The sequence below is a fragment of the Rathayibacter iranicus NCPPB 2253 = VKM Ac-1602 genome (assembly GCF_003149025.1).
In the GTDB taxonomy this organism is placed as follows: Bacteria; Actinomycetota; Actinomycetes; order Actinomycetales; family Microbacteriaceae; genus Rathayibacter; species Rathayibacter iranicus.
On sequence record NZ_QGDV01000020.1, the window covers coordinates 1 to 23076 of the forward strand.

Consider the following 23076-nt stretch of genomic DNA (forward strand, 5'->3'; position numbering starts at 1 on the left):
GAGGACCGCATCGTGACCGCGTTCGTCGGCCTCATGCACCGCGACGGCCAGGTCCTGAAGAAGAAGTCCTGGCTTATCCGCCCGGGCATCCCCATCCCAGAGCAGGCCACCGCAGTGCACGGCGTCACCACCACCCACACGGACGAGCATGGCCAGGACCCCGCCGTCGCCGTCGCCGACATCGCCCGGGTTCTGCGCGATCTCGCAGGCGCGGGTGTGCCCCTCGTGGCCTACAACGGCCGGTTCGACTTCACGCTCCTGCACCGGGAGTGCCTCCGGCACCGCATCTCGCCGCTCGAGGCTGACGACATCATCGTGTTCGACCCATACGTCATCGACAAGCAGCTCAGCCCGTACCGCAGGGGCAAGCGCACGCTGACCGCGACCGCCGAGCATCTGGGCGTCACCCTTAACGGAGCACACGACGCGGAAGCGGACGCGACGGCGACCGGCGGGGTTCTCTGGAAGCTGCTCACCCAGCTGCAAAAGCAGTCGACGGCCGCGAAGCTCTACACCGACCAGAAGATTTGGGCGCTCGCGCAGGCGGTGAGCCTTGAGGCTTACCTCCGCCTTAAGGAGCCGAGCGTGGTCGTCGAAGGCGCGTGGCCCATCGTTCCTGCCCCGGTGGTGCAATGACCACGCACTACAACACCCTCGGCGTCACCGAGGACGCGAGCGAAGCGGACATCACGTACGCGTACCGCACGCTGATGCGCAAGACCCACCCTGATCTCCACCGCGACGGAGCGGCCGTCGCCGGTGCCGTCAACGAGGCGTTCGACGTCCTCCGCGACCCCGTCCGCCGCCGGGACTACGACCGCACCCTGGCTCCCGCGACCTCGACCTCGGCCGCGGAGCCGCCGTCCGGCAGGGCCCGACGACCCGCCGCGCCGCCGCAGCGCACCACCTCGGCGCCCACCTCACCTGCACCGCCGCGGGCCGCGGAATGGTCAGAGCCCGCGGACAGGCCTCTCCCGCACGCGCGCGCTCACGTCATCTCTGCAAGCGTCAGCGCCGCCAGCGTCGTCGTCGGCGGGACCGTGATGGCGGTCACTGCTCTCCGCAGCACCTCCACACCCGAGAGCGGGTGGGCTCCGGCAGCTGCCGCGTTCCTGGCCGGAGCGCTCGCGCACCTGATCGGCAGCCGCCGGTGGTGGCTGCTGGCACTGCCGACCGGAGGCCCGGCGCTCTGGGCGGCCACGCTCGTGCTGGGCTGGCCGATTGCGGATCGGTTCCCCGGGTGGTTCCTTGTCGCCGACGCGGTGGCCAGCGTCGGCGTTGTCATCCTCGCCAGATCGGTGATCGCGTGGCGTCGTCACCGGAAGGCCCTCCGCGGAGCGCGCGCGTGGGCGGGCGCGGCGATCAACGCTGCTCAGATCCCGGGCGCGGCGATGTACTTCGTCGCCGCCGTCGACCCGGGCGGCGCTGGCGGACGCTTCACCGTTCTCGCGGAGCCGTTGGAGCCGGGGGAGGACGAGCAGGTGAACCTGTCCCTGTGGTCGGCGCCGCGGCCCGGAACCTGGGTCACGGTGAACCGCGCCGGCCAGGTGCTCGATACTGTCGAGGACGCCGCCGCCGCCGCATGGCTGCGGTTCAGGGCAGCGGACGAGGCGACCGCCGCATCCAGTTGACGTCGCTGAGGGTGCGCGGCGCACCGGTCAACACGAACCCGTTCCGGATGTACCAGCGCACCAGCTCCGCCTTGTCCGAACCCCATGCGTCGGAGACCTGCAACGCAGCCGCCCAACCGGCGAGATCAAGAAGAGAGCAGACCACCTCGAGCGCAGCTCTCGCGAGGCCTCGACGTCGGTAGTCCGATGGGACGTAGATGTGCTCGACGAGCACGTCGTCATCACGCCAGCGCAGCATCACGTTCACGTGGATGCCGCACGCGCGGCAGATCTCGGCGGCGATGTCCTCGAGGTTCTGCGGCGCGCGCAGGGCGACGTCAACCGCGCGGGTCATCGTCGGTCCGATCGGACGGGTGGCCGTTCAGGTGCTCCAACAGGGCGGTCCGCGCGGCCGCCGCCGCAGCCCTCCATCGATGATTCACGCTCCACTCCGGTACGTTCTCGGCGAGCTTCTCCGCCTGGCGCCATCGGCGGCGCAGTGAGATGAGGTCAACGGCCATGGCCGGAGCAGCGGTGGTCATAACCCTTCTATGCATCCACGCCCGCGCGGATGCACTAGTGGTGACCCGAGCGCATTGGTGAGGGTATGACCGACTTGATTCAGACCCGATCCAGCCTCATCACGGTGACCGAGTTCGAGCTCGCAGGCGCCCTCGACACTGATTAGGCGATGCCGTCCGGCTCCTGCTCCTTCGACGACGCCGCGACCGCTCATCGCCTACGGCGACCACCACCTTCACATCGACGTCGATGACCTCGACCTGCTCGAGACACTGATCGTCGCGATGAAGACCCACCGTGACGCTCTCCGCCCGACCCCGACGAAGCGGTCGTCATGACCCTCCGGACGGGACGTCCCCGACGTGCCGTCGAGCGGACGTCCGTACCCGCGCCCACTGTTGGGAGGAGCGCCCGAGGTTGGGACGAGGAATTCGTCTGGGGCGAGAACGTCACCCCGGCGTAGCTCGACATCATCGTCAGCTTTGGCGACGACCAGATGCGCGCCCGCGCCGCCGCCGCGCCGAACATCAGCCAGTCGCAGCTGCTCGCGCTCAGCCGGATCGGGGGTGAGGAGACAGCTTTCGCGATCGCGTCCGGCACTGCCCTGCGGGACCCGGGTGAGTTCGTGCTCCTGGCCATCCACCGTTCCCGGGCCGTGCGCCGAGCCGTGCGGCAAAACCCCGAACACGAAGGCCAGCAGTGCCAGCAAACTCGTCGCTCGCCGCTCTGCCGCCCGCGCAAACAAGCACAGCCGCCGCGCCGCCCGCGCGCTCGCCCGGGAGGCGGAGGCGATGCCCACCCGCGACACCGCTGCGGCCGGGCCGCAGCGGACCGGTGAGACGCCCGCGATTGAGCCGGACACGGGCCGATCGCTGACCCGCCGGGATCTGCGCGGGCGGCACTGACACCGGTGCATCCCTGCGCGCATAGACCGGGCATGGAACTCGACACCGCGTTCACCCCCGTTAACCTCAACGCGCGCGAGCGGGAGGAAAGCACCAACGCCGTCTGCGGCACCCTCCGGTGCGTCCTGCTCGTCGGCTTCGTCGTCCGTTGCATGGCTTTCGTCCAGGCGGCGATTCGCTCTTGAGCACCGCCGCCATCGAAGGACCGATGCGAGGCGGCCCCGTCGAGTGGGCGTCGGCTCTTCCTTTGGCCTTGACGATCCTGCTCGGGTTCGCCTGATGCCCGCGGCGCCCGGCTTGCCGGTGATCTGGTTCACCGTTCACGGGCTCCCGGGCCCGCAGGGGTCCAAACGGCACGTCGGCGGCGGGCGTCTCATTGAGTCGTCCACAAAGGTGAAACCGTGGCGCGCCGCGGTGGAGGCGGCCGCCCGTGAAGCGCAGGGCGACGGGTGGACTCCCGTGGACGGTGCGCTGCACCTCGTGGTCGAGTTCTACATGCCCCGGCCGAAAGGCCACCCGAGGACGCGCCGCACGGTCCCGTCGACGACGCCGGACCTGTCCAAGCTCATCCGCGCCACCGAGGACGCGCTGACTACGGCCGGCACCTATGTCGACGACGCCCGCATCGTCGACCACACTCTCCGCGAGAGGTACGCGACCGAGCAGGAGAGCATCCGGCTCGCCCACGAGATGCGCACCACCGGCGCCAAGATCGCCCTCTACCGCGTGGACGTCCCCACCACGATGACGGAGCGACCTCTCATCGACTTCGGCGACTACCTCGACCAGACTCGCCGCCTCGTCGCCGACCACGACAACCCGCCAGTCACCACCCTCGAACGCGTCGGCGTCACCGTGCGCAGCGGCGCCATGATGCCCGCTCTCGCCGAGCTCGCCGACGCGAGGTTCACAGTAGCGGTGGGCAGCGAGGCCGTGACCTGCGCCCTCACTGACGCCGAGGCGGCCGACACCCTGCACCGTTGGGCGACAGGCGATTGCAACTACCTGCCGCCGAACCGCTCGACGACCGAGCTGCCGCCGACACCGGCCGTGTTCGACGAGGTGCGCCGACTCCTCCGCCCGGGCCACCCTGTGCTGATCCCCGTGGAGCCGGGTATCGCCTCCACCCTCCTTGACGTCGCCGCCCGTCTCGCCGGCCTCCGGGACGCCCGCTTCCACGACCGGTCTGGCACCCTTACCTTCATCGCACGGACGCCCGGGCCCGCCGGCGAGCCGACGACCGCGGTCCATCCGAGCATCGCCCTGGACGAAACCGGTGACGGGGAGGTGCTAATCCCTTGGACCGGCGACGGGCAGAGCGTCATCGACGCGGCCACCCGGGGCCGGCAGGTCGTCGCGCTCGGGGCCAGCGCAGCAGTCGTCGCGGCCATCGACCACGCCCTCAGCCGCCTCCCGGCCAGTGCCACCTCACCGGTGCCGGGCGCATAGACCGGCCATGACCACTGCCAAGCGCATCTCCAAGATCCTCGAACCGCATGGATTCATGCAGCATCAGGAACCCGGCTTCGTCGGGTGGCACCGCACCCACGAAGACGGGCGGAGACAGGTGCTGCACGTCTTCTTCTGGTCGAACCCGAAGTACGCTGCAGGCGTAGGCATCCCACACGCCTACATCGTTGTCGTCCCCACGATCGACGCGAAGACGGTCCCGGGCGACGATAGGTGCGCCCGCCACGAAGACGGGCGGTTCATCATCCCCACCATCGACAGGGAGGGCCAGAGAATCGCCTGGGACGTGGCCGGGACTCAATTCCAGAACATTGTTTCGCCGCTCTTTGACGCTCCCGTAGAGATCGGGCGCGCGCTCGTGAGAGAGGCCATCACCACGAACCTATTGACGTGATCAGCCGGGATCATCCCGGCGCCACCTCGCCGGGATGAGGCGCATAGACCGGCCATGACCGTCATCTCACCACCTCTGCTCGTCGGCCTCGGCGGCGCGCTCCGCTCTGGCAAGGACACGTTCGCCGACCACCTCGTCGCCGAGCACAATTTCGTGAAAATCGGCATCAGCGACCCGCTGAGGCTCGCTCTGCTCACCCTCGACCCGCTCATCCCTGTCGAGACGTCGGCCCCGCGCATGATCGTCGAGACACTGCTGCGGCGCCGGACCCGCACCAGGAGAGATCACATCCGGTACTCGGAGCTGCACACGAATGTCGGCTACACCGACGCGAAACGGAACCCGGAGGTGCGCGGCCTCCTGCAGCGGCTGGGTGACGACGTCGGCCGTACGCTCCTCGACGAGAGCGTGTGGGTGAACATCGCCGAGCGGACCATCCGCGAGCACCATGCGAACGGGAAGAACGTCGTCATCACCGCCCTGCGGTGCCCGAACGAGGTCGAGCTACTCGAACGTCTCGGCGGGCACAGCTACTGGATCGCTCGCGGGGCCGTCGACGAGGGCGCGACCGCCGTCGACTCGCGTCACCGGAGCGAGACATCGGTCACGGCCACGCGCTTCTCGCGCGTCATCCGCAATGACGGGACGGTCGCCGCGCTCCACCATCGCGCGGACTACGCCATCGCCGACCTCCGCGGCACCTTCAAACTCAGCGACCCGCGCCGGTGACCGTGCTGACCCCGTACCGGATGAGCGACGGAGCGACCGTCTACGCCGGGGACTCACTCGACGTGCTCCGCACCCTCGCATCGAACAGCGTCGACGCGGTCGTCACCGACCCGCCCTACGGGCTCGCATCGCTGCCCCAGTCGAAGATCATCACCACCCTGACAGCGTGGCTGACCAGCGACACCAACTACGTCCCCGCCACTGGCCGCGGCTTCCAAGGGATGGCGTGGGACCGGTTCGTGCCGCCGCCCGCACTGTGGGCGGAGGCGCTGCGTGTGCTGAAACCCGGCGCGTACCTCGCCACCTTCGCCGGAACACGCACCCAGGACCTGATGGGCCTGTCCGTCCGCCTCTCCGGGTTCCGCCTCGTCGACCAGCTGCATTGGATCCGCGCCGACAGTTTCGCCAAGACCCGCCACTCCACAAAACCCGGGTACGAGCCGATCATCCTCGCGCAGAAGCCGACGGAGGGGACGATCGCCGCGAACCTCGCACGATGGGGCACGGGCGGGCTGAACATCGAGGCCTGCCGCGTCCCGTTCGCCTCTGACGCTGACGAGCGCGAGTCGAAGACGAAGAACCAGCACGCCGACTTCGGCACGCCCCAGGGCGGCAATACTGTGTACGGGCGGTTCACGAACGGCACCGTCAAAACCAACTACGACGCACCGGGTCGCTGGCCGACGAACCTGCTCCTGGACCCGGACGCCGCCGTCGAGCTCGACGCCCACAACCCGCGTTCGACCTCCCGAAGATCCGCCGCTCGTCAGGGCGCGGCCGGCGCAGACTGGAGGACAACCCACTCGGGCGCGGAATACGACGATGAGGGTGGCCCGAGCCGGTTCTACCCGAAGGTGTTCTACGCTGGCCGCGCGAGCACGAAGGAACGCCCCGTCGCCCCAGACGGCACGACCCATCCGACTCCGAAGCCACTTTCTGTCATGGACTGGCTCATTACCCTCGTCACCCCTGCCGACGGCACCGTCCTCGACCCATTCCTCGGCAGCGGGTCCACAGCCGAGGCCGCGCGAGCCGCAGGATTCACCGTGATCGGCGTCGAAGGCCACCTGCCGTACCTCCCGCTCATCGACGTGCGCCTGGACAGGAGGCTGACGTGAGCAAGCTCGTGCGCGACTTCGTACCAGCGATAGTGGGCGCGTCCGGTGGCGTCCTAGACGTGCGCGGAGCCCTCGACGACGACGAGGTCATGCGGGCGCTCGACGCGAAGCTGGTTAAGGAGGCGCTCGAAGTTGGCGCGACTGCCGGTCGAGAGGAAGCCCTCGGCGAGCTCGCGGATCTCCTCGGCGTCCTCCGCGAACGAGTTCGGCTGCTAGACATCACCGAAGCGGAATTGGAAGCGGCCGTCGACCGGAAGCGGAGGCACGCAAACGGGTTCGATGCCCGCCTCATCTCCATTCGGTACGTGTCACCGCCCACGCTGGACATGGCGGACGTGCAGTGACGATACGAGACTGTCGGACAGTCCGGAGCGGGCCGACGGCGCTGGACTCAACCCTCGAAGGCGCGTTCGGTACGGCACCGATCCGCGTGACCCACCGCGCATAGAGGGTACATGCCCACCACTTTCATGCATGTCAGCGACGAGCACCTCGACGAGGTCACGCACAGCTCCTTGAACGCTGCGACCGGCCGGCATCTGCTCTGGGAGTCGAACTTTCGTGTCCTGCGATTCCTCGCTGACACGGCCGTGGAACGCGGCGTCGACGCGTTCGTCAGCGCCGGAGACAACTTCCGCGACGGCAGGCCATCCGCGGAGGCGTACAGGCTCTTCGCCGACGCCCTCCGTCCCGTCGCCGAAGCGGGCATCCCGATCGTCCTCCTCGACGGCAACCACCACCTCACCGGCGTCCCCACGGACCACGCGACCGTCATCCACGTCGTTGCCGGGCTCCTGCGCGGCATGGGCGGCACCGTCCACGTCGCCTCCGGCCCAAAACTTATCCGCCTCGACACCGGCTTACAGGTCGCGGCGCTCCCATGGCTGTCGAAGAACCGGGTCCTCCACCAGCTCGGGGAGACCGACCTGACCCCGACTGCCGGAGACCAGCTTGTCACCCGCTTCGGCATCGACCAGCTCACCGCCCTCGCCAGCGCTGCCGATCCGACCGTGCCGCTGATCATGGCATCGCACGTGACCGTCGACCGGCTGCGCATCGACGCTGTCGCCGACGGTTTCAGCCGCGGTTCTGAGCTTGACCTGTCCTCGTTCTTCTCCGAGCCGGTCCTGCCCATCCGCGAGCTCGAGCAGCTGCCGTTCCGATACGGAGCGCTCGGCCACATCCACACCCCGCAGAAAATGGGGGATAGGTATTACTACGCCGGATCCCCAAACCGTCTCACCTTCACTGACAGGCGCGACGCGAAGGGCGGCAACCTCGTCACCCTCGCCGCCGGCGGCACATTCACCGTCGAACGCATCCTCACTCCCGCGCGCATCATGACCGAACTCGACCTCGAGCGGCCGGACACCGCCGACCGTGTCGCCGCGCTGGCACCCGGAACCCTCGTGCAGGTGCGGCTCGTCACCGGGGAGCCGGAACTGCCGCGCGAGCTGCGCCAGGCGATCACGAAGGCGGGTGCGACACTCGCGAACGTCATCGCCCGCGCCGTGGAACGTCCCGCCCCCGACCGCCCCACACTCCCCGAGAAGGTCGACCCCGTGACCGCACTGCGCGCGTGGGCCGAGGCCCACCCGACCGCGCATATCACTACTGCCGCGCTCATCAGCGCTGCCGAGAAGCTGGAGGGCTGAACCCATGAAGATCATGTCCATCGACATCCAAGGTTTCGGCTCGTTCCGGGACCACCAGCGGGTCGACCTCGACGGGCTCGACCTCGTCATCGGCGTCGGTGAGAACGGCGCCGGCAAGTCCACGCTCCTCGTGCAGGCGGTGCTCATAGCCTTCTACGGCAAGTTCCAGAGCGCCACCATCGCCGAGTCCATCACCACCGGGGCGAAATTCGGCAGCGTCAGCGTCGAGTTCACCCTCCACGGCGACCGCTACCGGGTGCAGCGCACCTACATGCGAGCCGGCTCCTCCACCGCCGCCGTGCATGTGCAGGACTCCTCCCAGCCGCTCGGGTGGCGCGCGATCACCGAGAAGGGCGCCCGTCAGGTCACCGAGACCATGACGACTCTCATCGGCATGGACTACAGCACCGCGGCGATGACCTGGATCGCCGAGCAAGGCCAGTACGGCAAGTTCTCCGCGTCGCAGCCGTCCCAGCGGTTCGAGCTCCTCTCCGGCGTCTTCGGCCTTGACATATACGCCTCCCTCGCCAAGAAGGCGAAGGCGAAGGCGGAGGCCGCTGCAAACCGTGTGGCCACCATCGACGGGCGCGTCACCGAGCTCACCGATGCGCACCTCACTGACGACAGCGACGGCACCGGAACCGTGACCGACGCGGACCTCACCGCGCAGCAGACAATCGCGCAGACGACCATCGACGCGCTCACCGAGCAACTCGCCGAGCTGAACGCCGCCGATCCGCAGCAGCAGGTCACCACCCTGCAGGCTGCTCTCAGCCACGCAAGCACCGCCCGCACGACCGCTCTCGCCGCCGCTACCGCGACGGTGGCCCGAGCGAACGCCGCCCTCTCCTCGGCGACCGCTCGGGCGGCCTCGGCGCGAGCGGACACGGACGGGCGCTGGGAGCGCGCGTCCGCTGCCCTCACCGCTCGCGCGAACGCTGACATCGTCGCCGCTCAGGGGTCCGCTGCCGCCGCCCGCACCGCGCTGGACACCATCACCGCCGCGCAGGCGCGCATCGTTGAACTGACCGAGCTGATCGAAGAGCGCGAGACGTCCGCCACCGCTGCAGCGAACCGCGCGGAAGAGCAGCGCGGCGTCCTCGCTGACCTCGCAGGCAAGCGCGGCCAACTCCTGGGTGAGTTCCAGAACCTCGCCGTCCTGATCACCGACAACACCGCCCGGGTGCAAGCCCTGACCGCGTCCATCGAGTCGGCAACCGTCGACCCGAGCTGCTATGCCTGCGGTCAGCACCTGAACCCCGAGGACGCGCGGCTGCTCATGCATACGCTCACCGCGCAGACTGCCACGCACCGGCAGCGTCAGAACGCGATCAACGCCGAGGGGAAGGCGGGGAACGCTTTCGCTGACCTCGCCCGAGCCGAGCAGGCCGACGCGACCGTCGAGGAGCAGGAATACCGCCGCGCCATCGCCGACCACATCGCTGAGCGCGCACGCGCCGATGCGCACGTGAACGCGAAGCCCACCCACGAGCGGGCGATCCTCGACGCGGCGAGCACGGAGCAAGCCGCCTGGGCCGCGCGCGCCGCCGGGGTTGCTGAGGCGCAGGCGGATCGCACCACGGCGCACGGGCGCATCACCGCGGAAGAAACCGCCGCCACCGCGCAAGCCCTCGCAGATAGCGCCGACGCGGAGCAGGCGATCCTGCGGCACCAAAACCCCGACGCCGAGGAGGTTCGCCTCACCACGGAGCTCGCGGCCGTCCAGGCGCGGGCCAGCGCCGACGCCGCTGCGACAGTCGCGCGACGCGCTGAGCTGACCGCCCAACGGGAGACGCAGCGGCAGGTCTCCGCGACTGTTACCCAGGAGCTGTTCGCCCGGGCCGCCCGCGCGGCCGCTCGCGCGCGCCAGGAGGTCCGACTCGTTACCGCGAAGGCCGAGCTCGCGACAGCGAAGCAGCAGCACGTCGAGTTCTCGACGCTGTTCAAGGCGTACTCACCAACGGGCATCCCAGCCATGATCCTCGGCGGTGTGCTCGCTGACCTCAACGACGCGATCAATCATGCGCTCAGCCGCCTGTCCCGCGGCGAACTCACCGTGCAGTTGCGCACCTCTCGCGACACCGGGTCCGCCGGCGACAACAAGATCCACGTGTACGTTCAGACCCGTGACGATCTCCGCTCTTACGAGACCCTCTCCGGAGGTCAAGCTTTTCGCGTGGACGTCGCCATCCGCATCGGCCTTGCCGACATCATTGCCCGCGGAACCGGCACCCCGGTGGAGACGTTCGTTTTCGACGAGGGCTGGGGGTCGCTCGACGCGAAGGGCATCGCCTCGACCGCGAGCGTTCTCGACACGCTGAGCAGGACCACGAAGGTCATCACCGTCTCCCACATCGAAGGGGTTCAGGCACGATTCGCGTCGACCGTGGACGTGAGCCTCGCGAGCGGCACGAGCCTCGCGACGGTGAATCGGTGATGACCGGTGTCCCGTCGCGGGTCCGCAGGCGTGAGTGAGCCTGCCGCAGCGGCCCTGGCGCATCGCGGGATTCCTGTCTGCGTGGGCCAACCCAAGCTGCTGCTCGATCGCTAGCAGCCCGGAACCCTGCCTAGCGCCTTGAGCCGAGGCCGGGGCGTTCGCCTTGCCTCTCGGACCCACAAACATCGAAGGTCCCCGACGACCACGTCGTGGCGGAGCCTGAGGGGCCGAAGCTGTTCACATCGCGCCCGGCCGCTCGATGACGAATTCCCAGAGCTCGAGGTCATCCACTGCATCGCGAATCCTCTCGAACCTCATCCGCTGGAAGAGCGCGCGGCTCGGTCCATTTCGATGATCAATTCGTGCGATCGTGGACCAGGCGCGTTCCGGTTGTTGCTCCGCGGTCTGCCGGATCGTTTCAAGCGCCAGGCTGAGGATGCGCTGCCCCAGGCCTCGATGTGTGTGGTCGGGTGCGACGGCGAGAGCGAAGATGATGAAATCCTTCCCCTCGTCGTCGAAGCCGTAGTGGCATGCCGCAACGACGTCGTCGTTGTCGGCAATGCACAGCAGCAGATTCTCGGACTGGCTCAGCGGGAGGCGAAGATCGCGCAGGTGCGCTTGAACGTCCAACTCCCATGGTCGGGGGTGACGCCTGCCGAAGCCCGGTTCGTAGACTCTCCTCGGTGGGTCAGTGCAGATGAATCGTTGGAGGTGAGTCACATGCTCGACGCCCGCTGAAACCCACTCGTACGCTATGCGCTGCTGGCGCGCTGAGCGCGCGCTGATTCGATGGCGGCGCGCTCAGACGGTGAGATGCGGCGCGAACCTGCTTCGAATCGGTACTTGCGCGCCAGGGCGCTTCGTTCCGAGTTGGTGAGGCCGTCATTGCCCACCTCAGCGGCACGCGTCACGGACGGGCGCTGGAGGGTGGGAATGGGAGCCATGCGAGCAGGATACCGGATCTGTCTCGAAACTGCTCTGAGAACCTCGCGGTCTCGGTCTACGTGCGCGGCATCAGCCAGTTGACAGGCATCGCGCGCACGTCGTCGACTCCCCACCCGCGGGCGATGTTCAGCACGAGGTTCGCGCAGGCGACGGCGTCCGCGGCCGCGTTGTGGTGCGCGAATGACGGCAGCCCGATTCGGGCGCTGAGGATGGCGAGGCTGTGGCTCTTCTCCTCCCGGTAGGCGCCGCGAGCGAGTTTCAGGGAGCAGAAGTAGTCGAACGCTGGCGGAACGAGCCCGTGCGCCTCGGACGCTTGCTCGACGACTGAGCGTTCCATCTGCGCGTTGTGGGCGACGATCGGCAGGCCATCGGCGAACCGGACGAGCCGTTCCAGGATGCTCGGCCAGTCCGGCGCGCCGATGAGCTGCTCGGGGAGCATCCCGTGCACGGCGGAGTTCCGGGGCGCGAACTGGCCCATACCGGGCGGCGGGGTCACGAACGAAGCGAACGGGGTGAGCACTCGACCGTCGATGACGCGGACGACCCCGATCTGAATCACCGAGCCGCGTTTCGCGTTCGCGGTCTCGAAGTCCAGGGATACAAAGTTGAGAGACATCCTTTGAACTCTGCGCGCCGGTCAGCTGAGAGGGCCCAGTACGGACGCGACGAAGATGAGAGAGGAGACCAGGAAGTACTTCATGTCTGTCCGGCCCGGGTTGAGGGTGGTCCTGGGGCCCTGTGGTGTCGTGGGATTGGGGGAGGTGGGGTGCGGGCGTGAGTTTGTCAGTCGGTGATGCCGCCCTCGAACGTCTTCGCCCAGTCGATGTGGTGGGGGTCGAGGTGGCGCTGCGCACGGGTGACGCCGACGTAGAGCAGGCGGGCTTCCGCGCGGGTGAGCGGCTTCTGCTGCCCGTCGTCGTCCTTGCCGGGCTCGTAGAAGTCCGGGCCGATTTTCACGTGGAAGAACTCGAGACCCTTCGCGACGTGCATCGTCGAGACGACGGTGCGCGCCTGCTCGACCGGGACGGTCGCTTCGACCGCTTCGACGATGCGCTCGGGGCCGTAGTCGTCGATGACCTTGACGAGCGCGGCGATGTCGCCGACGTCGTCCTCGTTGGCGAAGTCGACGACCTCCTGCCAGGAGTTGAAGAAGTCAAGGTCGCGGTGGTTCGTGTGGCCCTTTTCTCGGAGCTCCATCGCGGCCTTGCCGAGGAAGAGAAGTTCCTTGGCCTTCGTGGTCCCTGCGATGCCGACTTTGACGTCACGCTCCTGCGAGTCGATGACCGCCCGGATGGCGCCCATATTCGTGCGCGTGAGGATCGCTTCCGGCTGCCGTTCCGACTTCCAGACGCTGGACGCGGCGCCCGCCATCCCGCGCAGGCGCATGTCGGAGCCGAGCATGTCGAGCCAGAAGTTGGCCTCGTCGGCGATCGCCTGACCGAAGCGGAAGGACTGGGTCAGGTGCGTCCTCACCCCGCCGAAGGCATTCATGGAGTCGACGGCTCCGCGCCAGCCGTAGATCCCTTGATTTTCGTCGCCAACCGCCACGACCTGAGTGTTGGTCTGCTTCCGTACGACGTCCGTCATGATCTCGTCGGCGTCCTGAGCCTCGTCGAACAGGACGAAGTCGGTTTGCAGGTCGGGCCCGGACATCTGCCACCGCTTCAGGTAGTAGTCGTGCTTGTACGAGATCTGACCGGCCGGGGTGGACAGGTCCTCCCACGCCTTCCGGGCGTAGCCGGCGATGAACTCCTGCATGTGCAGCGCGGCTCCGGCCGGGCCGTCGGTGAACGCCAGGCCCTCGGGGACGGGGACGAGGGTGGCGGTGATCTCGAGGGCGGCCGACTTGCAGAACGCGTCGACGGTCTCCATCACGAGGCGCACGATGGTCTGCCTGGACATAAAGCGGGGCTTGACGCCCTCGCCGAGGTCGAAGCGCTCGCGGATGCCGAGGATCTCGGACTTGACCGTCCAGAACTGGTACCGGCCGTCCAGGCGCTCCTGAAAGGGGCGCCCGAAGTCGCGGTACGCGAGGCTGTGCACGGTGCGCGATACGACACCCGTGCCCTGGAACTTCTTAGCCGCCTCGGTGGCGATTGCCTTGTTGAAGGCGAGGTAGAGGCCCCTCCGCTGCGGCTGGTCGTGAGCGAGCAGCTGTAGCGTGCTCGTCTTCCCAGTTCCGGCGCCGGCCTTGATGATGATGTTCTCACCAGTCTTATAGGCGTGCAGAGCAGCCATCTGCTCGTCGGTCGCGGTGAATACCACGGTGTCTCCTCGAATCTGTCGGACGCTCGGTCGGCCCATGCAGCGTCTATGCGCGGTGCCTGCCGGAGCCGGGACAGCCACGGCAGCAGCGACCGCCGCGCATAGAGACGAGGCCGACGCGCGCCCGCGCGCCACAGACGATCGGAGACCCGATGGAATCCAGCCCCACATCCTTGGACGCCACCGAGCGAGTTCTCGCCTTGCTCGCGCTGCGTGACGCCGTCGCGGCGGAGCTGAAGGTCGCGCAGCGACAGCTCGTCCGCACCGTCACCGCCAGCGGGGCGACGACAGTGGACACCCCGGCCGGCGCGGCTGCGGTCGTCACCGGCCCGCCGCCGCTGAGCATCGACGACGCGGCGCTGCTCGATTGGGTCCGTGAGAACGCCCCTGAGTTCGTCGAGACGGTCGAGCGGGTTCCCGACTGGTACGCCGCCCAGTTGACCGACCCGGCAACGGTGACAGTGACGGACGGGCAGGCGTTGGACGGCACCGGCAGGACCGTAGCCTACGCGCGAGCCACCGGCACCGGGGCGACGTTCGTCCGCTGGCCGGAGCAGCTTCGGGGGCGAGCCGCCCGGGACCGTGCGCTCCCCGCGGTGCTCGCCGCCGTTGCCGCGATCACCCTCGAGGCGAGCGACGCAGTCGATGGCTGAGTCTCGCCGCACCGCAACGATCAGCCCGGACCGGTGGTACGTCGGCGTCTCCGCGATTGTCCTCGTCGGATTGATCATGGCAGCGTCCTACGTCTTCAGCTTCACCGCCATCACCGAAGCGGCTGTGTGGACCGGCAACCCCGCGCCGACCCACTGGCTCGCCGCGGTCTTCATCGACGGCGCGATCGTCACCTACACGATCACCTACGCCGTGTTCCGTTCCCGCGGCGAGCACGCTCGACGATCACTGTTCTTCCTCTACCTGTTCACCGCGGTCTCCGTAGCTGTGAACGCCGCTCACTCGGCGTCGTTCTGGGACTGGGACTTCGCAGAGCCGCAGGCTCAGTTCGGCGTGCTCATCGCGGTCGCCGCGCCTGTCGCAGCACTCCTGGCCAGCGAGGAGGTCGTCCGCCTCGCCTTCCAGCGGCCGCTTTCGAAGGCGGGCCCGGCCGTCATCCTGGCGTCGGAGTCAGCGCCCGAGACCGACGCCCGCCCGTCCGTGCAGGACAGCTCCGCCGTCTCAGCGCTCGAGCCGACCCTCGAGCCTGTCGTCGTACCAAACGCCACCGCCACATGCGCCGGGATCGACGGTGACGATGGTTGGCCGCCTAGCCTGATCGACCAGGTCGCCCCCGACGCAGGCACCGTCCGCGAGCAGATGGTCTCGGCCGAGGGGCTCGACGCCCCGGTGACAGAGACGCCCACGGACGTGCAACCCTCGTCCCTTCGACCCACGCAGGAGGACGCTGACGTGTTCTACGGCCTGCACTCCTACTCATGATCTCTCAGAACAGGAACACGATGAAGCCCACCCGAGCGGACGTCGTCCGCGCCATCATGGACCGCGGCGAGCGCACCCACGCGCCGCTGCCGCTCCCGGCGGAGCACCTCGTCGAGTTCATCGTCGGCCGTTACCCGACCGTGGACGTCGCCATCATTGAGCACGCCTGCCAGGCTTTCATCGGCGCGTTCGAGGATCCGGTCGCCGCGGCGAAGGGGTACGCAGCCGACGCATACCCGCCACCGGAGTCCAGCCACGCGGAGGCATTCGCGTGCATCGACTGGGACAGCTGGCCGTTCAACCACATCAACTGGCCGGCCGCGGCCGCTCAGCTCGCCGAATCCGTCGACCGGGGCACGATCACCGTGGTCGACGGACTGTACTGGTTCGAGACGAGCGCCCCGGTCGACGCGCATGCGCTCGATCGGACGGAACCGATCTAGGCGGCGTCCTGGCTGCGCATCACGTCCAGGACACTCTCCAACCGCTGCAACAGATCGCGCGCGGCCTTCCGGGACGCGCCGGTCGCGTTCGCCACCCGGATGGCGCTGACGCGCTCCCCGGTCAGGTGCAGATGCATCCAGAACCGGGCGACCTCCGGCAGGCGCGCGTCGCGCGGGAACAGCCGCCGGCACTCACGGATCAGGTTCTGCGCGGCGAAGGCTGCCTCCACCTGCACCTCCATCTGGTTCGTCTCGTCGGCGAGGTCCAAGCCCCACTCGGAGTACATGTCCAACGACAGCGCGCCGGTGGACGCGGCGCCGAAATCGGCCTCGGTGATGAGCGCTCCCTGCCGCTGCGGGTTCTTCCGGCTCTCGTACAGGTAGGTGTTCGCGTGCGCGATGATCTCCGCCTGGCTGGGCTCACGCTGCAAGCTGGCCAGCAGATCCCGATGGGCGATGTTCACCGTCGTCGCCCGTCGCTGAACGCCGCTCATCCCGGACGCTGCAGTCAGAGCTCGAGAGGCGACGTAGTCACGGACGGCGTTCTTCGACTGGCCGTGCAGGTGCCTGGACCAGTCCCGCACCCGGTCCACGTCTGTGGAGGTGATGTGCAGCAGCGCCCTGAAAACCTTCTCCGTGACAATCGACTCGATGTCCTCCCGGGTGTGCGGGTCCCGGATGCCTCGGTGGCTCGCGAGCTCCATCGCCCACTTGTGTAGCGTCTGCGTGCGGCTGAGCTCCTCAAACGCAGCGGTGATCGAGGGGAGCCGGTCGGCGCCGACGCCGCGGCCTGCGACCGCGGCGACGAGGTCGTTGAAGCGGTTGTTGTCGAGGTTGCTAGTCATCAGCGCCCCCTTCTGGTGCGGGGGTGAACGGGAAACCGTCGAAGGGGATGACGCGCGGGGCGAGGGCGTCCTCAAACACCTGCAGACGCCGTCCGCCGGCGCGCGCGTCGAGGAGCCAGGCGACCGTCATCCGCTTCGGGGCGATGGTCAATTCACCGAGCACGCGGCGCAGGTGCGTGATCACTCGGCCGCTGCGGGCGTCGCCCCAGCTGGGCTGGTGGCTGAGGATCTGATGCAGCGTTAGCCGACGGAGGGGAGCGCCCTCGGGTGTGCTCGCGACGGTGAGCACGTCCGTGGTGGTGACGTAGCCGGCCGCGATCGAGTACAGCCATTCCGCGCGCATCTGATTCGCGGCTTTCTTTGCGGCGTTCGGGAGCCGCATGACGTCGGCGCTCACGCGGCGGCCTCCTTGTCGGGGCCGACCTCGTTCAGCTCGAGCGGTTCTTCCTCGTCGTGGTCGTGTCGTGTCGCTCGAGCGAACGAGTGGTCCTCCTCGAACAGCGGGTGCGTGACTGCGTTGACGGTGCGGCCCGCGGTGAGTGCACGTGTCGCGCGGCGGGGGCCGAGTTCGTCCTCCGGGTGGCGGCTGCGGTACGCGGCGATGAATGACGCCAGGTCGGTTGCTCGGTGCGTGGCTGCGAAGCGGCGGATCTTCGGGCCGATGTGCGGGTCACGTATTTCGGCGCGGATGGCTGACTCAGCGCGCGCGGAGATGTTCCGGTCGAGGTAGCTGACGATCGGCTGCTGGTTGATGGGCGTTGTCGCGATGCGGCGGACCATCGTGCGCACCGCCGACACCCCTGACCGGTTCGACGGCCCGCCCCAGAGCAGCTCGCCGGTGAGCTTCTCGAGGGTGATGTCGTCGAGGACGCCGAGGCGTTCCCCGCCTGTCCAGTCGTCGTCCTCGTCGAGGCCCTCAATCTCTCGGGCGACTCGCCGGTTGGCGAGGTCGAGCATGTGCGCGACGAACGCCTCCAGCGTCTGCACGAACGTCCACTCGGCGTTCTCACCGGCGCGCTGGAGGTTCCGGCGCAGGCGAGCGAGCGCCGAGCCGGACGTGACCCGGTGAACTTCCGGTTCTGCGGCATCCGCTGGGTACGGCCCGCTGCGCACGACGTCGTGGCCCTGGTCGACGCCGAAGATGACGGTGCCCGAGCGGGTGATGCCCCGTTCGACGACGCGCCAGGTCGCCTCGACGGGATCATGTCCGCGAGGGATCGTCAGTACCGGCCCGGTGGACCAGTTGATGAACACCGGCAGTTGCCGCGGGCCCTTGCGGGTCTCGGTGTGCAGCTTCCCCTGGGTCGGCAGGAGGATGACGATGTGGCCGCCAGCGCCGTCGAGGTCGGCGAGCACGTGTTCGCCGGTGGCCCAGGCGATCGTCGCCGCGAATGCGCGCATCTGCGGGTAGCTCGGTAGCTTCCGAGCGGCGCTGGCCCTCATCGGTGCACCCGCCTGAACGGGTTCCACGGCCGCTTCGCGATCTCGACCGGACGGACGTCGAACACGGGGTCGCCGGTGACGCGGCTGAGGATCGCATTGATGGCGGGAGCGATCGACGGCGAGTCGTGCAGCAGGACGCCGACGTTCATCTGCGCCCGGACGGCGGAGTCGAGCCCGGCCGAGCCTACGAAGGTGCCGAACTGGCCGTACTTGCGGGTGATGCCCTGCTGGGTGCGCTCGTCGAAGGTCTCGTACATTGACGCGAGCACGAGGGTTCGGGCGTTCGTCACTCCCCGTCGAGCGAGCTCACCCAGCCGGCTCAGCAGGTTGTCGACGCCGGCGCGGGAATCGTTGACGATCGCGACCGTCCACGCGCCGGACACCATCGTGGGGATCACGAACCGTTCGAAGAGTGCGGTCTTGTGCGCCTCGTCCGTCTGTGTATCCACGATGACGAGGTCGGCCTGTGTCCGCGCGTAGTCGAGGACGGCGGCATACGCCTCGGCCGACACATGTTCGGGGGAAGCGTGCTCGGCCGGTGGGCCCAGCACGACGGCGAAACTGAGAGGGGCGAGTCGGGGCCGGTGGGCGTTGTAGATGCCGGGCGTGACGATTGCGGTTGCCGGATCGCGGGAGCGCACGGCGTCCCAGATGGTCGGGACCGCGCCGACCTTCAGGCGCATGTTGATCTGCACGTCCGCCTGGCCCGGGTTGGCGTCGATGACGATGACCCGCTTGCCGGCCTCCGCGGCTGTCGTGGCGAGCATGAGCGTCGTGGTCGATTTGCCGACCCCGCCTTTGCCCGCGAAGACGAAGATGACCTCGCCGCCGGCTGTCCCGTCCGAGGTGCGCTGCACGCGCAGGTTGCCGCTCGGGGTGACGGGCGCGGCGAAAATATCGTCCTCGTTCTCGTCCTCGTCGTCCGCGGTGGCGATTGTGGCGGGCGCCGTCTGCGGCGCGGGCTCGTACGGAGGTGTCGGCTCGTACTGGCGTGCGAGTTCCGGCTGCCAGGCCGGGGCGACCGGTTCCGGGGTGGGCGCAGGCTGGGGTGTCGGTACTACTTGCGGGCTCGGTACGGGCTCGGGTGTCGGCGCCGCCTGCGGGACCGGTGTGGGCGGTGTGGGCTGCGCGGTGGTGAACAGCTGAGCGAGGTATTTGCCCTCGGCGAGCGTCGCTGGGGCTGCCGCGGCAGGAACGGTCGCGGGCGCCGGGGTCGGGGTCGGTACGGGCGCGGGCTCCACTCGAGGCAGGGGGAGGGGCCGCGGAAGCGGCTGCGCGGCGGTAGGAAGAGGTGCCGAGGTCTGGTCGATGATCTGAACGGCGCCGTGCACGGAACCCGAGGCCATGTAGCCAACGAGCGGCAGCAGGTCGTCCACGGTCGCGGGGAGTTCGAGACGTTTGCCACCTGTGATGAGCAGCTGTAGGTCAGGCCGTGTGCCGATCACGACGAGCAGTGTCTTCGCCGCCGTGCTGGACGCCCACGGACTCACGCCCGGCCCGGACGACTCCGCGAGCACGACGGGGAACACCCCGTCGTTGAGGGCGTTGCTGACCGCGGTTGCCGCGTCACGGAAGGTGTCCCCGGTGAGGACCCGGAAGCCCAGCTGCCGGAACGCGTCGGCGACCTCGGGGGCATTGATGACGCCGATGGTTGGGTGAGTTATATCTGCCACGGCGCGTCTATGCGCCCAGCACAGAGGAGGTGTGCAGAACGGCGGACTGCGACATCTCGTCCGGCTTCTGCGCATAGCGGGGGACATGACTTCACGCCCCACTCGCACGCCCTGGAACTCGGCGGACTACTCGCCCGTGGTCACCGGTTCAGGCGCCATCAAACTCGCCGATTCCGGGGTCGCGCCCCTGGTCGCGATCGCGCGCGGCTATTCCTCAATGGACGACAAGGACGGCGCCCGGACCATCGCGCAGCGCAGCTCCGACACGACGGGCACGAGCATCATCCGCCGCCTCAACCAGATGGTCGTCGAGGACGAGGACGCCCTCGTCATCCCCTGGTTCCGCGCGACCGACGTCACCGAGCGCGGCCCGGACGCGAAGTCCCGCACCCTGCAGATGCGACCGTCTCGTCCTCTCCGGAACAAGAGCGGGAAGACCGCGAAGTATGAGTTCCTCAGCGGTGAGGGCACCACCCTGGACCTCAACCCCGCCACGCCAGGGGAGTGGATCAACGGTTCCTTCACGATCCTGATGACGGAGGGGGCGATCAAGGGTGACTCCGCGCTGACCGGGCAGCTTCGCGCCGCAGGCATCACCGACGAGCAGCTGTCCCAGGTGCCGCCGTCCGCCGCGCAGGCGCGCGCGATCCTCTCAACACTGATGACCGCGGTGCCGCAGGACCAGCGGGTGACGATCCTGTCGTTCGCCGGGGTCGCCAACTGGCGCGACCAGCCGGACTGGCGGTCCATCAAACTGCAGGATCGCCGCGCGCTCGTCGCATTCGACGGCGATACGACTACGAACTGGCAGGTGTGGCGTCAGGCGCGAGCGCTGTTCGAGTTCATCGAGTACAAGCACGGCACCCCGTACCTGCTCAACCTCGGCAGCCCGGAAGCGGAACTGGCGAAGATCCACGTGCCCGGCATGGCCGACGCGAAGCTTGGCATCGACGACTACCTCGCCCGCGTCGGCGACTGGGCCGAGGTGCTGTCCTACGCCCAGCCGGACCTGCCGCAGCAGCCGGAGCGTCCTGACGAGGTTCTCTACGCGATCGGTGACATGCGCGTGAGGCCGACGGAACCAACCATCGTCGAGGAGTTCACCCAGGAGACGGCCGGCGACGGGACAAAGATGCCTCCGAGCTGGGTGCGTCGAGTCGGTATCGGTGGACGCCTGCGCAGCATGGAATCACGTCGTCGCCCGCACCCCTCGGAGATCGACTCCGGCGTTATCGACCACACCTTCGACGCCGAGCTCGGCGACTCCACCTGCACCATCGACCTCAGCTGGAAAGACGCGAACGGTGCCACGCAGACCGGTGTCGTGTCCGGGCCCGCGAACCTCCTTGCGCACAACGTGGCCGACTGGCCCCGACACGGGGCAATCATGCCAAACCCGCTGCTTGCGCTGCCGGAATGGCCGCCGAAGAAGGGCATCGAGTGGCTCAGCGCGATCAAGGCGAACCACGCTGAGGACGTCGCTCAGCTGAACTCCTGGGCGGTGATGGGGTGGGTTCCCGGCGAGCACGGCAACGCCGCTTTCATCGTCGGCAACCAGGTGCTTGCTCGAACTCGGGATGAGGAGGCGAACACCATCCCCGGTGTCACCGACAGGGTCCTCGGCGGCGCCAGCTCTTTCGGGGTCATTGACCGCTATCACGAGCTCGACGACGTCGAAGCGTGGAAATCGGAGATCTGCAAAGACATGCGGACGGTGCTGGAGACGTACATCGAATCCGGCGCGTGGAAGGAACGCTCGGCCGCGGTCACCGCCGTGGCAGGCATGTACCGACCGACGCTCCCGGTCCGCCCGTCCGTGACCATCTACATCTACGGACCGCCGCGCGCCGGCAAGACGTTCACCGCCGTGCACATGATGGGCGCCTGGCAGTCCTCCGTGGGCACGTGGACCATCGGAAATCTCCCGGGCGCCGCCGGTGACACCGCCGCCGCGATGGAATACTCCATCGCGCGTAGCCCCATCTGGGTCGCTGACGACCTCGCCCCCACCGTCGACAAACGCCAGGCGGAGCAGCAGGAGGCCGCCGTCGGCAACATCATCCGCGCCGTCCACAACGGCTCCGGTCGACGCAAGATGGACGGTCGCACGAACACCCAACGCGAGCAGAGCATGCCGACCGCGCTGCTCGTGATGACGGCGGAGAACGAACCGCAGGTCGCGTCCATCCGTGAGCGCATCGTCGCGATCAGCACACCCAAGGACATGTTCTCCAACGGAGACGCGGTCGCGAAAGTCGACGCCTTGAACGCGACCGACGGCGCCCCCGCCCGCCTCACCGCCGCGCTTATCCGATTCTGGTTGAACGACGAGGACAACATTTACGGCACCGCCTGGCCGGAGAGACTCCGGGCACTCAAGGACAGTGTCCGCTCCCTCGCCGCGTTCGGGCAGACGGTCCTCTTGGAAGAGCACGGGATGTCGGCCGGGGAGGCCGCCCGTCATGCGGCGATCGCCGCCGACCTCGCGATCACGTTTGAGGTCTTGCGCGAGCTGGCGCTCTGGGCAGGATTCGACCCCGAGGACCCGCTCATCGACAAGCTCGGACGCGGGCCCGGCTCGTACATGCAGGAGCTGTTCGCTCAGGCGGCGAAGACCATCGAGCGTCAGCGCGAATCGACCCCGGGTGCCATGCTCGTTCAGACGCTGACGAAGCTGATGGCCTCCGGTCGCGCCCACATCGGCAACACTCATGCGGTCGGCCAACCTCCGTACCCGGTGAACCCGGTTGACGGCGATGACGCTGCCGCGATAGCTGCGTCGGTGAATAGTGCGTTGGGGTGGACGAAGGACTCCCAGGACGCGTGGGTGCCGAAAGGCTTGAAGATCGGCCACTTCGGCATGACCGCGAGCGGTAGGACGCCCGTCGTCGTTTTCGAGCACACCACCGCGTTCAACGAGGCGCAGAAGTTCTACCCGGGACGCATCCTGCACGGCGCGAACCCGACGGCCGCATGGTCGTCGGTGTGGTCGGAGGGACTGTGCGCGGAGTACGCACGGACGGAGCAGATCTCGACCGTTCGCGTGGGGTTGACGAACCCGAAGAGCGGGCGGGCGCAGTACCTACGCGGCGTTCCTGTCCTCCTGTCCGCCCTGCTCGACGAGCAGCCGACCGCGGCGGAGGCCGGCACCGTCACGTAGGTGCTCGACGTGAACGCCCCAACCCTTC

At 68.4% G+C, this 23076-nt stretch carries 25 protein-coding genes; 14 read left to right on the forward strand and 11 right to left on the reverse strand.

The features are described from left to right. Together B0H03_RS14620 and B0H03_RS14625 are read left to right on the forward strand one after the other, a co-directional pair. On the forward strand, nt 1-636 hold a 636-nt coding region (locus tag B0H03_RS14620; protein ID WP_109714914.1), incomplete at its 5' end, for an exonuclease domain-containing protein. Beyond that, nucleotides 633-1631, forward strand: a complete 999-nt coding sequence (locus tag B0H03_RS14625; RefSeq protein ID WP_104354148.1) for a J domain-containing protein — start codon at nt 633-635, stop codon at nt 1629-1631. The genes B0H03_RS14620 and B0H03_RS14625, both read left to right, overlap by 4 nt. On the opposite strand, the gene B0H03_RS14630 is transcribed toward B0H03_RS14625, so the two are convergent. The 3 genes from B0H03_RS14630 to B0H03_RS14640 form a co-directional block, all read right to left on the reverse strand. Then, the gene (locus tag B0H03_RS14630) at nt 1594-1965 is read right to left on the reverse strand and encodes a GNAT family protein (RefSeq protein WP_104354149.1); all 372 of its coding nucleotides are present in this window, start codon (nt 1963-1965) and stop codon (nt 1594-1596) included. The genes B0H03_RS14625 and B0H03_RS14630 overlap by 38 nt on opposite strands. Beyond that, nucleotides 1949-2152 (reverse strand): hypothetical protein, encoded by a 204-nt coding sequence (locus B0H03_RS14635; protein WP_104354150.1) that lies wholly within the window; start codon nt 2150-2152, stop codon nt 1949-1951. Before B0H03_RS14635 ends, B0H03_RS14630 begins: the two co-directional genes overlap by 17 nt. Before the next feature lie 215 nt (nt 2153-2367). Further along, nucleotides 2368-2994 carry a hypothetical protein gene (locus B0H03_RS14640; protein ID WP_104354151.1) on the reverse strand — a complete coding sequence of 209 codons (627 nt, stop codon included), beginning with the start codon at nt 2992-2994 and terminating at the stop codon, nt 2368-2370. Nucleotides 2995-3069: 75 nt separating this feature from the next. Here B0H03_RS14640 and B0H03_RS16755 point away from each other — a divergent pair, with 75 nt between their 5' ends. The 8 genes from B0H03_RS16755 to B0H03_RS14675 all read left to right on the forward strand — a co-directional run bounded on the left by B0H03_RS16755 (nt 3070) and on the right by B0H03_RS14675 (nt 10840). Continuing rightward, nucleotides 3070-3222: a hypothetical protein gene (locus B0H03_RS16755; protein WP_160487389.1), complete on the forward strand. Its 153-nt coding sequence runs from the start codon at nt 3070-3072 to the stop codon at nt 3220-3222. Nucleotides 3223-3316: 94 nt separating this feature from the next. Next, complete coding sequence (locus B0H03_RS16930; RefSeq protein ID WP_202130193.1) at nt 3317-4486, forward strand: RusA family crossover junction endodeoxyribonuclease; 1170 nt, start codon at nt 3317-3319, stop codon at nt 4484-4486. A 7-nt stretch (nt 4487-4493) separates the two neighbouring features. Then, on the forward strand, nt 4494-4901 hold the full coding sequence (locus B0H03_RS14650) for a hypothetical protein (protein WP_104354152.1): 408 nt from the start codon (nt 4494-4496) through the stop codon (nt 4899-4901). 54 nt (nt 4902-4955) lie between these two features. Beyond that, on the forward strand, nt 4956-5630 hold the full coding sequence (locus B0H03_RS14655; RefSeq protein WP_104354153.1) for a deoxynucleotide monophosphate kinase family protein: 675 nt from the start codon (nt 4956-4958) through the stop codon (nt 5628-5630). After that, complete coding sequence (locus B0H03_RS14660; RefSeq protein ID WP_104354154.1) at nt 5627-6748, forward strand: DNA methyltransferase; 1122 nt, start codon at nt 5627-5629, stop codon at nt 6746-6748. The genes B0H03_RS14655 and B0H03_RS14660 overlap by 4 nt, the downstream gene beginning before the upstream one ends. After that, nucleotides 6745-7092, forward strand: coding sequence for a nucleoside triphosphate pyrophosphohydrolase (locus B0H03_RS14665; protein WP_104354155.1), 348 nt, complete (start codon nt 6745-6747; stop codon nt 7090-7092). Before B0H03_RS14660 ends, B0H03_RS14665 begins: the two co-directional genes overlap by 4 nt. A 111-nt stretch (nt 7093-7203) precedes the next feature. Next, nucleotides 7204-8403: a metallophosphoesterase family protein gene (locus B0H03_RS14670; RefSeq protein ID WP_104354156.1), complete on the forward strand. Its 1200-nt coding sequence runs from the start codon at nt 7204-7206 to the stop codon at nt 8401-8403. Nucleotides 8404-8407: 4 nt separating this feature from the next. Next, entirely contained in the window at nt 8408-10840 is a 2433-nt protein-coding gene (locus tag B0H03_RS14675; RefSeq protein ID WP_104354157.1) for an AAA family ATPase, read from the forward strand. A 237-nt stretch (nt 10841-11077) separates the two neighbouring features. Here B0H03_RS14675 and B0H03_RS14680 read toward each other — a convergent pair whose 3' ends face one another. From B0H03_RS14680 to B0H03_RS14695, 4 genes are all read right to left on the reverse strand, one after another. Next, nucleotides 11078-11470, reverse strand: coding sequence for a GNAT family N-acetyltransferase (locus B0H03_RS14680; protein WP_160487388.1), 393 nt, complete (start codon nt 11468-11470; stop codon nt 11078-11080). Between the two features lie 122 nt (nt 11471-11592). Further along, nucleotides 11593-11784 carry a hypothetical protein gene (locus tag B0H03_RS14685; RefSeq protein ID WP_104354159.1) on the reverse strand — a complete coding sequence of 64 codons (192 nt, stop codon included), beginning with the start codon at nt 11782-11784 and terminating at the stop codon, nt 11593-11595. A 56-nt stretch (nt 11785-11840) separates the two neighbouring features. Then, nucleotides 11841-12401 (reverse strand): exonuclease domain-containing protein, encoded by a 561-nt coding sequence (locus B0H03_RS14690; RefSeq protein ID WP_104354160.1) that lies wholly within the window; start codon nt 12399-12401, stop codon nt 11841-11843. Between the two features lie 167 nt (nt 12402-12568). Further along, a complete protein-coding gene (locus B0H03_RS14695) occupies nt 12569-14050 on the reverse strand; it encodes a UvrD-helicase domain-containing protein (protein WP_160487387.1) in 1482 nt (493 codons plus the stop codon). Nucleotides 14051-14202: 152 nt separating this feature from the next. Here B0H03_RS14695 and B0H03_RS14700 point away from each other — a divergent pair, with 152 nt between their 5' ends. The 3 genes from B0H03_RS14700 to B0H03_RS14710 are packed head-to-tail and all read left to right on the forward strand — an operon-like array spanning nt 14203 to nt 15927. After that, nucleotides 14203-14703: a hypothetical protein gene (locus B0H03_RS14700; RefSeq protein WP_127843882.1), complete on the forward strand. Its 501-nt coding sequence runs from the start codon at nt 14203-14205 to the stop codon at nt 14701-14703. Beyond that, nucleotides 14696-15484, forward strand: coding sequence for a DUF2637 domain-containing protein (locus tag B0H03_RS14705; RefSeq protein WP_104354163.1), 789 nt, complete (start codon nt 14696-14698; stop codon nt 15482-15484). The genes B0H03_RS14700 and B0H03_RS14705 overlap by 8 nt, the downstream gene beginning before the upstream one ends. 20 nt (nt 15485-15504) lie before the next feature. Further along, the gene (locus tag B0H03_RS14710; RefSeq protein ID WP_127843883.1) at nt 15505-15927 is read left to right on the forward strand and encodes a hypothetical protein; all 423 of its coding nucleotides are present in this window, start codon (nt 15505-15507) and stop codon (nt 15925-15927) included. Here B0H03_RS14710 and B0H03_RS14715 read toward each other — a convergent pair. The 4 genes from B0H03_RS14715 to B0H03_RS14730 are packed head-to-tail and all read right to left on the reverse strand — an operon-like array spanning nt 15924 to nt 19888. Continuing rightward, a complete protein-coding gene (locus B0H03_RS14715) occupies nt 15924-16772 on the reverse strand; it encodes a hypothetical protein (RefSeq protein ID WP_104354165.1) in 849 nt (282 codons plus the stop codon). The two genes, B0H03_RS14710 and B0H03_RS14715, sit on opposite strands and share 4 nt — an antisense overlap. Continuing rightward, nucleotides 16765-17169 (reverse strand): hypothetical protein, encoded by a 405-nt coding sequence (locus B0H03_RS14720; RefSeq protein ID WP_104354166.1) that lies wholly within the window; start codon nt 17167-17169, stop codon nt 16765-16767. Before B0H03_RS14720 ends, B0H03_RS14715 begins: the two co-directional genes overlap by 8 nt. Beyond that, nucleotides 17166-18215, reverse strand: coding sequence for a hypothetical protein (locus B0H03_RS14725; RefSeq protein WP_133248951.1), 1050 nt, complete (start codon nt 18213-18215; stop codon nt 17166-17168). Before B0H03_RS14725 ends, B0H03_RS14720 begins: the two co-directional genes overlap by 4 nt. Continuing rightward, nucleotides 18212-19888 carry a nucleotide-binding protein gene (locus B0H03_RS14730; protein WP_104354168.1) on the reverse strand — a complete coding sequence of 559 codons (1677 nt, stop codon included), beginning with the start codon at nt 19886-19888 and terminating at the stop codon, nt 18212-18214. The genes B0H03_RS14725 and B0H03_RS14730 overlap by 4 nt, the downstream gene beginning before the upstream one ends. 85 nt (nt 19889-19973) lie before the next feature. On the opposite strand from B0H03_RS14730, the gene B0H03_RS16760 reads away from it, so the two are divergent. After that, entirely contained in the window at nt 19974-23048 is a 3075-nt protein-coding gene (locus B0H03_RS16760; protein ID WP_160487386.1) for a hypothetical protein, read from the forward strand. Nucleotides 23049-23076: the final 28 nt, after the last annotated feature.

Excerpts from the sequence above, each read along its gene's own strand:
- B0H03_RS14625 (WP_104354148.1), top strand. The coding sequence starts at position 633 with ATGACCACGCACTACAACACCCTCGGCGTCACCGAGGACGCGAGCGAA.
- B0H03_RS14630 (WP_104354149.1), bottom strand. The coding sequence starts at position 1,965 with ATGACCCGCGCGGTTGACGTCGCCCTGCGCGCGCCGCAGAACCTCGAG.
- B0H03_RS14635 (WP_104354150.1), bottom strand. The coding sequence starts at position 2,152 with ATGACCACCGCTGCTCCGGCCATGGCCGTTGACCTCATCTCACTGCGC.
- B0H03_RS16755 (WP_160487389.1), top strand. The coding sequence starts at position 3,070 with ATGGAACTCGACACCGCGTTCACCCCCGTTAACCTCAACGCGCGCGAG.
- B0H03_RS16930 (WP_202130193.1), top strand. The coding sequence starts at position 3,317 with ATGCCCGCGGCGCCCGGCTTGCCGGTGATCTGGTTCACCGTTCACGGG.
- B0H03_RS14650 (WP_104354152.1), top strand. The coding sequence starts at position 4,494 with ATGACCACTGCCAAGCGCATCTCCAAGATCCTCGAACCGCATGGATTC.
- B0H03_RS14655 (WP_104354153.1), top strand. The coding sequence starts at position 4,956 with ATGACCGTCATCTCACCACCTCTGCTCGTCGGCCTCGGCGGCGCGCTC.
- B0H03_RS14670 (WP_104354156.1), top strand. The coding sequence starts at position 7,204 with ATGCCCACCACTTTCATGCATGTCAGCGACGAGCACCTCGACGAGGTC.
- B0H03_RS14675 (WP_104354157.1), top strand. The coding sequence starts at position 8,408 with ATGAAGATCATGTCCATCGACATCCAAGGTTTCGGCTCGTTCCGGGAC.
- B0H03_RS14685 (WP_104354159.1), bottom strand. The coding sequence starts at position 11,784 with ATGGCTCCCATTCCCACCCTCCAGCGCCCGTCCGTGACGCGTGCCGCT.
- B0H03_RS14690 (WP_104354160.1), bottom strand. The coding sequence starts at position 12,401 with ATGTCTCTCAACTTTGTATCCCTGGACTTCGAGACCGCGAACGCGAAA.
- B0H03_RS14700 (WP_127843882.1), top strand. The coding sequence starts at position 14,203 with ATGGAATCCAGCCCCACATCCTTGGACGCCACCGAGCGAGTTCTCGCC.
- B0H03_RS14705 (WP_104354163.1), top strand. The coding sequence starts at position 14,696 with ATGGCTGAGTCTCGCCGCACCGCAACGATCAGCCCGGACCGGTGGTAC.
- B0H03_RS14710 (WP_127843883.1), top strand. The coding sequence starts at position 15,505 with ATGAAGCCCACCCGAGCGGACGTCGTCCGCGCCATCATGGACCGCGGC.
- B0H03_RS14715 (WP_104354165.1), bottom strand. The coding sequence starts at position 16,772 with ATGACTAGCAACCTCGACAACAACCGCTTCAACGACCTCGTCGCCGCG.
- B0H03_RS14725 (WP_133248951.1), bottom strand. The coding sequence starts at position 18,215 with ATGAGGGCCAGCGCCGCTCGGAAGCTACCGAGCTACCCGCAGATGCGC.
- B0H03_RS16760 (WP_160487386.1), top strand. The coding sequence starts at position 19,974 with ATGACTTCACGCCCCACTCGCACGCCCTGGAACTCGGCGGACTACTCG.